An 11781-nucleotide genomic window follows, 5' to 3' on the forward strand; every position below is an offset into this window, starting at 1 on the left:
TGAGTATTCTTGACACGCATACGGCTCTGCTAAGCTCGGCCCACTCCCGCAGGCCGCCGCCATGACCCGCACGCACGACGCCCCGCACCTGCCCCCGGACGACGCCCGCACCCTGCAGCGCCTGCCCGACTGCGAGCAGATCGACCTGCTGCTGCCGGACGGCAACGGCCTGCTGCGCGGCAAGCGCATCACCCGCGACGCGCTGGACAAGGTGTATCGCGACGGGGTGTGCCTGCCGATGTCGCTGATCGGCACCGACATCACCGGCAATACGGTCGAGGAGACCGGCCTGGGCTACGACATCGGCGACGAGGACCGCCTGTGCTTCCCGATCCCCGGCACCCTGCGGCCGGTGCCGTGGGCGCCGGTGCCGTCGGCGCAGTTGCTGCTGGCGATGCGCGACGAGGCCGGCGACCCGCTCGATTTCGCCCCGCGCGAGGTGCTGGCGCGGGTGCTGGCGCGGCTGCGCGCGCGCGGGCTGACACCGGTGATCGCGGTGGAACTGGAGTTCTACCTGTTCGATCCGCGCGCCGATGCGCAAGGCCGGCCGCAGCCGCCGCTGCAGGCGCGCACCGGCCTGCGCAACGACAGCACCCAGGTCTATTACATGCAGGAACTGGACGACCAGCGCGGCTTCACCGACGCGGTCGCGCAGGCCTGCCGCGCGCAGGGCATTCCGGCCGACACCGCGGTCGCCGAGTACGCCCCGGGCCAGTTCGAGATCAACCTCAAGCACCGCGCCGACGCGTTGGCCGCCTGCGACGACGCGGTGCTGCTGAAGCGCGCGATCAAGGCGATCGCGCAGCAGCAGGAGCTGCTCGCCAGCTTCATGGCCAAGCCGTTCGCGGCGCAGTCCGGCAGCGGCATGCACCTGCATGTGAGCCTGCTCGACACGGACGGCGCCAATGTCTTCACTGGCACCGCGCAGGCGCCGGCCGACGCCCTGCGCCACGCCATCGGCGGCCTGCAGCGCAGCGCCGACGACTGCCTGCTGCTGTTCGCCCCGCACGCCAACAGCTACCGCCGCTTCGTCGCCAACGCCTTCGTGCCGCTCAACGACAGTTGGGGCTTCAACAACCGCACCGTGGCGATGCGCGTGCCGCACAGCGATCCGGCCAATACCCGCATCGAACATCGCATCGCCGGCGCCGACGCCAACCCCTACCTGGTCGCCGCGGCGGTGCTGGCCGGCATCGAGCACGGCCTGCGGCACCGTCACGATCCGGGTCCGCCGGTGCAGGGCAATGCCTATGCGCAGACCGCGATCCGCCAGCCCGACTGGCGCGGCGCGATCGCCGACTTCCTCGCCAGCGACTTCGTCGCCGAGCAGTTCGGCGCCCGCTTCCGCCACGTCTACGGCCAGCAGAAGCAGCGCGAGATGCTGGACTTCCAGGCACAGGTGAGCGACCTGGATTACCGCTGGTATCTGCGGACGGTGTGAAGTGCCGGGAATCGGGAATGGGGAATGGAAAAAGCAACGGTACAGCTTCGGAGCCCGAGTCCATGACGGCCCTTCTCGCTACCTCGCCGCCATGACAGCCGCGTCCGCGACTCCCCATTCCCGATTCCCCACTCCCGGCAGCTCCTGGTACTCCGACAGCGCCAGCCCGCTTCCGGCGCAGTCGCCGCTGCAGGGGCAGGTCAACGCCGACGTGTGCATCCTCGGCGCCGGCTATACCGGGCTGAGCGCGGCGCTGGCGCTGGCCGAGGCAGGCTACCGGGTCGCGATCGTGGAGGCGCAGCGGGTCGGCTGGGGCGCGTCCGGGCGCAACGGCGGCCAGGCCATCGTCGGCTACGGCTGCGAGCAGCACACGCTGGAAACGCTGCTCGGCGAGGCGGACGCGCGCCTGTTGTTCGACTTCTCGCGCGACGGCATGCGCCTGCTGCGCGAGCGCATCGACCGCCACGCCATCGCCTGCGACTGGCGCGACGGCCATGCGCACGTGGCGATCAAGCCGCGCCAGGCGCGCGCGCTGCAGGACGGCATCGTCGAGATGGCGCAGCGCTACGACTATCCGCTGCAGTGGTGGGACCGCGCGCAGTTGCAGGACCACTTGCGCAGCGACCGCTATCTGGGCGCGATGTACGACCCGGCCAGCGGTCACCTGCACCCGCTGGAGTACGCGCACGGACTGGCGCGCGCGGCGCTGGCGGCCGGCGTGCGCATCTACGAGCAATCGCCGGTGACCGCGCTGGTGCGCGGCGCGCGGCCGATCCTGCGCAGCGCGCAGGGCGAGGTCCAGGCCGACTTCGCGATCCTCGCCGGCAATGCCTGGCTACGCGGCATCGCCCCGGAGCTGGAGTCGCGGATCATGCCGGTCGGCACCTATATCGGCGCCAGCGCGCCGCTGGGCGAAGCGCTGACGCGCGAGCTGATCGGCAACGACATGGCGGTGGCCGACGTGAACTGGGCGCTGGACTATTTCCGGCTCAGCCGCGACCACCGCCTGCTGTTCGGCGGCCGCGCCAGCTACTCGTCGCTGCCGCCGCCGGGCCTGCGCGGGGTCATGACCCGGCGCATGCGCCGGGTGTTCCCGCAACTGCGCGCGGTCGAACTGGACTACGTGTGGGGCGGCTACGTCGACATCACCCGCAACCGCGCCCCGCACTGGGGCCGGCTCACTCCGAACGTGTATTTCGCGCAAGGGTTCTCCGGCCACGGCGTGGCGGCCACCGGGCTGGCCGGCGCGGTCATCGCCGCGGCCATCGCCGGGCAGGCGCAGCGCCTGGACGTCTTCGCGCGCATCCCGCATGCGCCGTTCCCGGGCGGACGCCTGCTGCGCACGCCGCTGCTGGTGGCGGCGATGTCCTGGTACAAGCTGCGCGACGCGCTGTGGTGAGCGCCGCTGTCAGCGCCGCGCGGCGCCGATCGCCAACAGCGCGAGCAAGGTCACTGCCGCGGTGGCGCTGAGGTAGTAGCCCACCCACTGCAAGCCGTAGTGCTGGGCCAGCCAGCTGGCCACGTACGGCGCCGGCGCCGCGCCGATGATGCCGGCCAGATTGAACGACAGCGACGCGCCGGTGTAGCGCACCGGCACCGGGTACAGCTCGGCCAGCAGAGTGCCGCACGGCCCGTAGGTCAGGCCCATGAAGAAGAACCCCAGCGACAGGAACGCCAGCACCTGCCACGGCTGCCCGGCCTGGAACAGCGGCGCGAAGCCGAGCCCGAACAGGACGATGGCGACGCTGGCCAGGATCATCGCCAGGCGCGTGCCGCGACGGTCGCCGAAGCGCGCCGACAGCGGGATGCCGGCGGCGAAGAACAGGATGCCGACCATCTGCAGCAGCAGGAACTGCTCGCGGCTGTAGCCCAGCGCCGAGGTGCCGTAGCCGAGCGCGAACACGGTCATCAGGTAGAACAGCACGAAGGTGGCGAACACCCCCAGCGTCCCCAGCAACATGGCCCCCGGATGCCGCGACAGCACCGTCCACATCGGCAGCCGCACGCGCTCGTCGCGATCCAGCGCGCGCTGGAAATCCGGGGTCTCGTGGATGCGCAGGCGCACCCATAGCCCGGTCACCACCAGCAGCGAACTGGCCACGAACGGAATGCGCCAGCCCCATTGCATGAACTGCTTGTCGCTCAGCACCTCGCCCAGCAGCAGGAAGATGCCCGAGCACAGCAGGAACCCCAGCGGCGCGCCCAACTGCGGGAACATGCCGTACCAGGCGCGCTTGCCCGGCGGCGCGTTCTCGGTCGCCAGCAGCACCGCCCCGCCCCACTCTCCGCCCAGCCCCAGGCCCTGGCCGAAGCGGCACAGCACCAGCAGCGCCGGCGCCCACGTGCCGATGCTGTCGTGGCTGGGCAGCAGCCCGATCAGCACCGTCGACAGGCCCATGGTCAGCAGCGCCGCGACCAGGGTGGCCTTGCGCCCGATGCGGTCGCCGAAATGGCCGAACAGCGCCGAGCCCAATGGCCGCGCGACGAAGGCCACGGCGAAGGTCGCCAGCGACTGCAGCCGCGCCGCGTCGGGGTCGCCGGCGTGGAAGAACAGGGTCGGGAACACCAGCACCGCGGCGGTGGCGTAGATGTAGAAGTCGAAGAACTCGATGGTGGTGCCGACCAGGCTGGCCACCAGCACGCGGCGTGGCGAGTTGCGGGGCGAAGCGGGAAGCGCGGCAGCGGTCATGGACTCGACATCGACGGGGGCACCGCCGGATTCTGGCAGATCGGTGGAACGGTGGGCGAGACACGGACCGGTGCTTGGCTGCGGACAGTGTGGTGCGCAGGGTCACGCCATCATCGTGATGGTGGTGGTTGTGGTGGTCGTACCGACGCGCGGCGCCGAATCGCCGCCGAGAGCGACGCGATGGAGCGATCTCGTCTCGCCGATCCGCTTGCAGGTCTTCGCGCTGCAACGCCGGCATCACGCGCACTACGAGGCGTCGCAGCGCGACAAAGCCATCACTGAGGCGCAACTGCGCGCACCTCGCTCACGGCCTGCGCGCCACCGGACCGCTGGGCCGTCGCATGCCCATCCAAGCGCGCCCACGCACTTCCTGCGACGTCCGTCGAGAGCAACGCGAGACGCTATCGGCCCGCCACACGCGCGCACCGCACTGGCCCGCACTCACCGCGACAATTGCGCACGCCCCGCCTCGGTCAGCACCGCCACCTCGCGTTCGCCACGCGTCTCCACCCGGATCCAGCCCGGCCCCGGGCGTCCGTCCAGGGTCGCCTCGCCCAGCCAGGCCAGGGTGCGCAGCAGCACGCTCATGCGCACGCCGGTGCGCTTGCACAGCCGCGCCAGCGCCACGCCCTGCGGTTCCACCGCCAGCGCCTCGAACAGTGCCCGCGTCAGCGCCGGATCAGCGGACAAGCGCCACGCCGATGTCGCGCGGGGACGCGTCGGCGGCCTCGGCCAGGTGCGGGGTCACCACCACCGGGATCGACTTGGAGGTCGGCGTGCGCGCCTCGTCGGCGAAACTGGACAACGGCACCAGGCCGTTGGTCTCCGGGTAGTACGCGGCCAGGCAGCCGCGCGGGATGTTGTACTCCACCAGCAGGAAACGCTTGGCCTGGCGCCGCACGCCGTCCTCGCCGATGCTTTCCAGATCGACCCAGGCACCGGCCTGCAAGCCCAGGTCGGCGATGTCGGCGGCGTTGATGAACAGCACCCGGCGTTCGCCGAACACGCCGCGGTAGCGGTCGTCCAGCCCGTAGATCGTGGTGTTGTACTGATCGTGCGAGCGCGTGGTGGCCAGGGTGAACACCGGCTGCCCGGGACGTTGCCGGCGCGCGCGGTGGATCGGGTTGTCGGTGGGCACCGCGTGCGGCTTGAACACCGCGCGCCCTTCCGGCGTGTCCCAGACCCGGTCGCGCGCGCCGTTGGACAGGCGGAAGCCGCCCGGCACCCGCACCCGCGCATTGAAGTCGGCGAAGTCGTCGAACATCTGCGCGATCAGGTCGCGGATGCGATCGTAGTCGGCCACCAGCCAGCGCCAGCGGATCGCGCTGCGGCTGCCGAGCGTGGCCTCGGCCAGGCGCGCGACGATCGCCGGTTCCGACAGCAACTCCGGCGAGGCCGGCGGATTGATCCCCGCCGACAGGTGCACCATGCTCATCGAATCCTCGACGCTGACGCCTTGCGGCCCGGCCTCCTGGATATCGATCTCGGTGCGCCCCAGGCACGGCAGGATCAGCGCGTCGCGGCCGTGCACCAGATGGCTGCGGTTGAGCTTGGTGGTGACGTGCACGGTGAGGTCGCAGCGGCGCAACGCGCGATGCGTGGCCTCGGTGTCCGGCGTGGCGGTGGCGAAGTTGCCGCCCATGGCGAAGAACGTCTTGGCGCGGCCATCGGCCATCGCCTCGATCGCGCCGACCGTGTCGTAGCCCGGCGCGCGCGGCGGCGCGAACCCGAACACCGCCTGCAGCCGGTCCAGGAACGCGGCCGGCGGCTTCTCGTAGATCATCATCGTGCGGTCGCCCTGCACGTTGCTGTGGCCGCGCACCGGGCAGGCGCCGGCGCCGGGGCGGCCGAGGTGGCCGCGCAGCAGCAGCAGGTTGGCGATCATCTGGATCGTCGCCACCGAATGCTTGTGCTGGGTGATGCCCATGCCCCAGCAGGCGATCAGCCGCTCCGACTTCAGGTAGATCTCGCCGGCGTGGCGCAGTTCGGCCTCGCTCAGCCCGGATTCCTCGACGATGGTGGCCCACGGCTCGGCGATCACTTCGGCGGCGAAGGCGTCGAAGTTGGCGGTGTGCTGGGTGATGAACTCCAGGTCCAGCAGCCGCGGCCGCGCCGCCCGCGCCGCCTCGGCGTCGCGTTCCAGCACGTGCTTGATGATGCCCTTGACCGCGGCCAGGTCGCCGCCGATCTTCAGCTGGAAGTAGTCCGAGGAAATCCGCGTGGAGCCGTTGTGCAGCATCTGCAGCTTGTCCTGCGGATCGGCGAACTTCTCCAGGCCGCGCTCGCGCAGTGGATTGAACGACACGATCGCCGCGCCGCGCTTGGCCGCCTGGCGCAATTCGCCGAGCATGCGCGGATGGTTGGTGCCCGGGTTCTGGCCGAAGATGAAGATCGCGTCGGCCAGCTCGAAGTCGTGCAGCGACACCGTGCCCTTGCCCACCCCGATCTGCGCCTTGAGCGCGGTGCCGGATGGCTCGTGGCACATGTTCGAGCAATCCGGAAAGTTGTTGGTGCCGAACTCGCGCACGAACAACTGGTACAGGAACGCGGCCTCGTTGCTGGTGCGCCCGGAGGTGTAGAAGATCGCCTCGTCCGGCGAGGCAAGGCCGTTGAGGTGCGTGGCGATCAGCGCGAACGCGTCGTCCCAGCCCACCGGCACGTAGTGGTCGCTGGCGCTGTCGTAGCGCATAGGATGGGTCAGCCGACCCTGCCCTTCCAGCCAGTAGTCGCTGTACTTGGCCAACTGCGCGACGCTGTACTGCGCGAACAGGTCCGGTCCGGCGCGGCGCGCGGTGGACTCGGCGGCCACCGCCTTGGCGCCGTTCTCGCAGAACTCGAAGGTCGAGGTGTGGTCGCGGTCCGGCCAGGCGCAGCCGGGGCAGTCGAAGCCGTCGGGCTGGTTGGCGTGCAGCAGGGTCTTGGCGCCCTGCACCGCCACGTCCTGCTCCATCAGGTGCCTGGCGACCGCGCGCAATGCGCCCCAGCCGCCGGCCGGCTGCGTGTAGGGCTGGATGGTTTTCTTGCTCATGCGGGCTCTCCGGCGTGCTCGGCCTGGGTCAGGCGCTGCGGATGGCTGTAGACGACGTAATCGTGGTCGCGGGCGAAGCCGATCAGGGTCAGGCCGGCGCTGTCGGCCAGTGCCACCGCCAGCGCGGTCGGGGCGGAAATGGCGGCCAGCAGCGGGATGCCGGCCTGCGCGGCCTTCATCGCCATCTCGTAGCTGGCGCGGCTGGTGATCACGGCGAACCCCGCGGCCGGATCCAGTCCGGCGCCGACCATCGCGCCGATCAGCTTGTCCAGCGCGTTGTGGCGGCCGACGTCCTCGCGCACCAGGCGCAGGCCGCCGTCGGCATCGGCCCAGCCGGCGGCGTGGGTGGCGCCGGTGAGCGCGTTCAGCGCCTGCTGCTGGCGCAACGCGCGCAAGGCGCGGGCCAGTGCCGCCGGCGCGATCGCGGCGCCGTCCGGCAGCGGCGGCGGCGCGCGCAGCACCGCCTCGATCGATTCGCTGCCGCACACCCCGCAGCCGCTGCGGCCCTGCAGGTTGCGGCGTCGCGCCTGCAACGCCGCCGCCTGCGCTGGCGGGATTCGCAGGTGCAGCGACACCCCTTCCAGGTACGTATCGACCGCCGCGATCTGCAGTTGCGCCGGCGCCGCGACGATGCCTTCGCTGAGCGAGAAGCCCAGCGCGAAATCGTGCAGGTCCTCCGGCGTGGCCATCATCACCACGAACGGTTCGCCGTTGTAGGCGAACGCCACCGGCACCTCGGCCGCCAGCAGATCCTGGGTCGTGGCGGTGCGCCCGTCGCGATGGCGGCGCACGCTCCGCGCGACGGCGCCGGGCCGGGAAGAGGCGCGCGAATCCATGGTGACTTGCCTCCGACTCAATGGAACAACACGAACGCCTTCTGCAGGGTGACCCAGATGCCCCACAGCATCGGCACCCCGACCGCCAGCCAGGCCAGCGCCACCAGCAGCGGATTGCCGCCGTGGCCGACCTGCGCCAGTTGCGCCGGATCCAGCGCCGCCTGGCCGCTGCCGCCGACCTTCTCGTGCGCCAGTTGCTTCTCCGCGGCCAGCTCCTGCGCGGTCATGAAGTGCCTGGCCGCCACCGGCCGCACCAGCAGGTTGCAGATCAGGCCCAGCACCAGCATCCCGGCCAGGATGTACATGGTGGTGTTGTACACCTGTGAGGGCGGCACGCCCATCCCGAGCTGGTACTCGCGCATGTAGCCGACCACCACCGGGCCGAGGATGCCGGCGGTGGCCCAGGCGGTCAGCAGGCGGCCGTGGATGGCGCCGACCATCTGCGTGCCGAACAGGTCGGCCAGGTAGGCCGGGATGGTGGCGAAACCGCCGCCGTACATCGACAGGATCACGCAGAAGATGCCGACGAACAGCGCGGTGCCGCCGATCTTGCCGGCCCATGGCGCCGCCGCGTACAGCACGATGCCGAGCACGAAGAACAGCGTGTAGGTGTGCTTGCGGCCGAGCTTGTCGGACATGCTGGCCCAGAAGAAGCGGCCGCCGATGTTGAACAGGCTGAGCAGGCCGGTGAAACCGGCGGCGATGGCGGCGATGGCCGCCAGTTGCGTCGCATCCAGGCTGGCGAAGCCGGCGTTCACGCCGATCAGGCGGCCGCCGAACACTTCCTGCAGCATCGGCGAGGCCATGCCGATCACGCCGATGCCGGCCGACACGTTCAGGCACAGCACGCCCCACAGCAGCCAGAACTGCGGGATGCCCCAGACCTTGCGCACATGCACGTGCTGCGTGGTGATCATGGCGTTGGCGCTGGCCGCCGGCGCGGTCCAGCCGGCCGGCGTCCAGCCGCTCGGCGGCACCCGGTAGCCGAACGCGCCTGCCATCATGAACACGAAATACAGCGCGGCCATCACCAGGAAGGTCTCCTTCACTCCCACCGAGGCCGGGCTGGCGAAATGCCGCATCAGCGCGTCGGCCAGCGGGCTGCCGATCATCGCGCCGCCGCCGAAGCCCATGATCGCCATGCCGGTGGCCATGCCGCGGCGGTCCGGGAACCACTTGATCAGCGTCGACACCGGCGAGATGTAGCCCAACCCCAGGCCGATGCCGCCGATCACGCCCGAGCCCAGCCACAGCAGCCAGATCTGGTGCAGGTGGATGCCCAGCGCCGAGATCACCAGCCCGCCGCACCAGCACAGCGCCGCGACCACGCCGGCCTTGCGCGGGCCGGCACGCTCCAGCCAGCCGCCCCACAGCGCCGCCGAGCAGCCCAGCAGCACGAAGAACAGCGTGTACATCCACTGCAACTCGCTGATCTTCCAGTCGCAGCTGGCCGAGACGATGCGCGCCAGGAAGCCCATGTCGGGCGGACACGCCACCGCCTCGGCGACCCCCAGCGCCTTGGACAGCGGCAGCCAGAACACGCTGAAGCCATACGCCATGCCGATGCACAGATGGATCGCCAGCGCCGCCGGTGGCACCAGCCAGCGGTTGAAGCCGGGTCCGGCGACGATGCGTTCCTTGGCCAGCAGGCCGACGTGGGCGGTGTGCGCGGAACTGGTCGCGCTGGTCGGATGGCTCATTCGGTCCCCCTTGCGTGCCGCGACGGATGCCGCGACGGCCTTGTGTGATGGGATGGGCGCATGCAGGCGTGGCCGGCGGGGACGCCGCGGCAGCACCACGCCGCGTCGCGAGGGTAGTACGGACGCGCGATGGCGCCGAGCGTCGGATGGTCTAATAATCGGCTTTGAAAAGCCGATTGCGAGCGCACCGCGTGTACAAGGTGACCATCCAGCCGCAGTGGGAATTGCGCACCGAGGACGGCCAGCGCCTGCCGCCGCGGCTGGTGGAGCTGCTGCTGGCGATCCGCGACACCGGTTCGCTGGCCGCGGCGTGCCGCCAGCTGGGGCTGTCCTACCGCTACGCCTGGGGCACCCTGCGCGAGGCGCGGCGACTGTTCGGGCAGCCCCTGCTGCGCGCCACCCGCGGCCGCGGCGCGCGCCTGGCGCCGATCGGCGAGCGCCTGGTGTGGGCCGAACAGCGCGTCGCCGCGCGCCTGGCGCCGACCCTGGAAAGCCTGGCCAGCGAACTGGAGACCGAACTGGAGCGCGCGTTCCGCCAGGAAGCGGCGCCGCTGCGCCTGCATGCATCGCACGGCTTCGGGGTGGAGACCCTGCGCCGCTGCATGGTGCTGGCCGGCGCGCCGCTGGACCTGAAGTACCGCAGCCCGGACGATGCGCTGGCGGCGCTGCGCAACGACGCCTGCGACCTGGCCAGCCTGCATCTGCCGATCGGCGAGCTGGAGAACGAACTGCTCGACCACTATCGCGACCGGCTCGACCCGCACGGCGATTGCGTGCTGCACCTGGCCACGCGCACCCAGGGCCTGGTGGTGGCGCCGGGCAATCCGAGGCGCATCCAGGCCCTGCCCGACCTGCTGCGCGCCGACGTCCGCTTCATCCAGCGCCAGCCCGGTTCGGGCACGCGCCTGCTGCTGGAGCGCCTGCTGGCGCGCCAGGGCCTGGCGGCGAACGCCCTGCATGGCCCGGACATGGAGGAACTGACCCACGCCGCGGTCGCCGCCTACGTCGCCAGTGGCCTGGCCGACGCCGGCTTCGGCCTGGAACCGCCGGCGCGGCGCTACGGCCTGGACTTCATCCCGATCGTCGACGAGCGCTACTTCCTGTTGTGCCGCCGCGATGCGCTGGACAGCGGGCGGCTGGCGCCGATCGTGGATCTGCTGCGCAGCGAGACGTTCCAGTACGAGCTCGGCCTGCTGCCCGGCTACGACGCGCGCGACTGCGGCCGCGTGCAAAGCGTGGCCGAGGCGTTCGCCGGATGTTGAACACCGCGACGCCGGCCATGCGGACGCTCGCCTCGCCCTTCCCTCCTCGGCGGCACCGCCATGCGATGCGACAGGACGCAACGCCATGAACACGACGATTCCCGGCCCCGACGGCCGTCCGCGCTGCGCCTGGTGCGCGGCGGCGCCGGCGTTCTTCCACTACCACGACAGCGAATGGGGCTTTCCGGTCGGCGACGACCGGCGCCTGTTCGAGAAGCTGAGCCTGGAAGCGTTCCAGTGCGGCTTGAGCTGGCGCACCATCCTGGCCAAGCGCGAGAACTTCCGCGCCGCCTTCCTCGATTTCGACTTCCACCGGCTGGCCGAGTTCGGCGAGCGCGACGTGGCGCGGCTGCTGCGCGACGCCGGCATCGTGCGCCATCGCGGCAAGATCGAGGCGGTCATCCACAACGCGCGCCAGGCGCGCGCGCTGGTCGAGCGCGAGGGCTCGCTGGCGGCGTTCCTGTGGCGCCACGAACCCGATCCGGCGAGCCCGGTCGCGTCGCAGCCGGTCTCCACCTCACCCGAATCGGTAGCGCTGTCGAAAGCCTTGAAGAAGCTGGGCTGGAAATTCGTCGGACCGACCACGGTGTATGCGTTCATGCAGGCCATGGGACTGGTGAACGATCACGCCGAGGCATGCGCGATCCGCGCCGAGGTGGCGCTGGCCAGGCAACGCTTCCGACGCCCGACCGCACGTTGATCACGGCGCCGCGGCATGGACATCGCCGTACCGCGTGAAACGCCGCCGAGCATCGAGTCGACCACGCACAGCCAGCGAGAGACACGACAAGCTGGGCGGCGGAAATCGGCGCCGGCGCCGCTGTG

General features: G+C 71.0%; 9 protein-coding genes. 4 read left to right on the top strand and 5 right to left on the bottom strand.

What is annotated here, in order from left to right; genetic code table 11:
• The first annotated feature begins 61 nt into the window (after nt 1–61).
• Both AB3X07_RS14710 and AB3X07_RS14715 read left to right on the top strand, forming a co-directional pair.
• A complete protein-coding gene (locus AB3X07_RS14710; RefSeq protein WP_369939339.1) occupies nt 62–1441 on the top strand; it encodes a glutamine synthetase family protein in 1380 nt (459 codons plus the stop codon).
• A 91-nt stretch (nt 1442–1532) separates the two neighbouring features.
• Nucleotides 1533–2840, top strand: coding sequence for an NAD(P)/FAD-dependent oxidoreductase (locus tag AB3X07_RS14715; protein ID WP_369939340.1), 1308 nt, complete (start codon nt 1533–1535; stop codon nt 2838–2840).
• 9 nt (nt 2841–2849) lie between these two features.
• Here AB3X07_RS14715 and AB3X07_RS14720 read toward each other — a convergent pair whose 3' ends face one another.
• From AB3X07_RS14720 to AB3X07_RS14740, 5 genes are all read right to left on the bottom strand, one after another.
• Nucleotides 2850–4130: an MFS transporter gene (locus AB3X07_RS14720; RefSeq protein WP_369939342.1), complete on the bottom strand. Its 1281-nt coding sequence runs from the start codon at nt 4128–4130 to the stop codon at nt 2850–2852.
• Between the two features lie 441 nt (nt 4131–4571).
• Nucleotides 4572–4820, bottom strand: coding sequence for a hypothetical protein (locus tag AB3X07_RS14725; RefSeq protein ID WP_369939343.1), 249 nt, complete (start codon nt 4818–4820; stop codon nt 4572–4574).
• Entirely contained in the window at nt 4810–7158 is a 2349-nt protein-coding gene (locus AB3X07_RS14730) for an FdhF/YdeP family oxidoreductase (protein ID WP_369939344.1), read from the bottom strand. The genes AB3X07_RS14725 and AB3X07_RS14730 overlap by 11 nt, the downstream gene beginning before the upstream one ends.
• The gene (gene fdhD / locus AB3X07_RS14735; protein WP_369939345.1) at nt 7155–7994 is read right to left on the bottom strand and encodes a formate dehydrogenase accessory sulfurtransferase FdhD; all 840 of its coding nucleotides are present in this window, start codon (nt 7992–7994) and stop codon (nt 7155–7157) included. Before fdhD ends, AB3X07_RS14730 begins: the two co-directional genes overlap by 4 nt.
• 17 nt (nt 7995–8011) lie before the next feature.
• Nucleotides 8012–9694: an OFA family MFS transporter gene (locus AB3X07_RS14740; protein WP_369939346.1), complete on the bottom strand. Its 1683-nt coding sequence runs from the start codon at nt 9692–9694 to the stop codon at nt 8012–8014.
• A 191-nt stretch (nt 9695–9885) separates the two neighbouring features.
• Here AB3X07_RS14740 and AB3X07_RS14745 point away from each other — a divergent pair, with 191 nt between their 5' ends.
• Both AB3X07_RS14745 and AB3X07_RS14750 read left to right on the top strand, forming a co-directional pair.
• Nucleotides 9886–10956, top strand: coding sequence for a substrate-binding domain-containing protein (locus AB3X07_RS14745; protein WP_369939348.1), 1071 nt, complete (start codon nt 9886–9888; stop codon nt 10954–10956).
• A gap of 85 nt (nt 10957–11041) precedes the next feature.
• The gene (locus AB3X07_RS14750) at nt 11042–11656 is read left to right on the top strand and encodes a DNA-3-methyladenine glycosylase I (protein WP_369939349.1); all 615 of its coding nucleotides are present in this window, start codon (nt 11042–11044) and stop codon (nt 11654–11656) included.
• The last annotated feature ends 125 nt before the right edge of the window (nt 11657–11781 follow it).

The sequence above is a fragment of the Xanthomonas sp. DAR 35659 genome, from assembly GCF_041242975.1.
Lineage (GTDB): Bacteria > Pseudomonadota > Gammaproteobacteria > Xanthomonadales > Xanthomonadaceae > Xanthomonas_A > Xanthomonas_A medicagonis.

Excerpts from the sequence above, each read along its gene's own strand:
- AB3X07_RS14710 (WP_369939339.1), top strand. The coding sequence starts at position 62 with ATGACCCGCACGCACGACGCCCCGCACCTGCCCCCGGACGACGCCCGC.
- AB3X07_RS14715 (WP_369939340.1), top strand. The coding sequence starts at position 1,533 with ATGACAGCCGCGTCCGCGACTCCCCATTCCCGATTCCCCACTCCCGGC.
- AB3X07_RS14720 (WP_369939342.1), bottom strand. The coding sequence starts at position 4,130 with ATGACCGCTGCCGCGCTTCCCGCTTCGCCCCGCAACTCGCCACGCCGC.
- AB3X07_RS14730 (WP_369939344.1), bottom strand. The coding sequence starts at position 7,158 with ATGAGCAAGAAAACCATCCAGCCCTACACGCAGCCGGCCGGCGGCTGG.
- fdhD (WP_369939345.1), bottom strand. The coding sequence starts at position 7,994 with ATGGATTCGCGCGCCTCTTCCCGGCCCGGCGCCGTCGCGCGGAGCGTG.
- AB3X07_RS14740 (WP_369939346.1), bottom strand. The coding sequence starts at position 9,694 with ATGAGCCATCCGACCAGCGCGACCAGTTCCGCGCACACCGCCCACGTC.
- AB3X07_RS14750 (WP_369939349.1), top strand. The coding sequence starts at position 11,042 with ATGAACACGACGATTCCCGGCCCCGACGGCCGTCCGCGCTGCGCCTGG.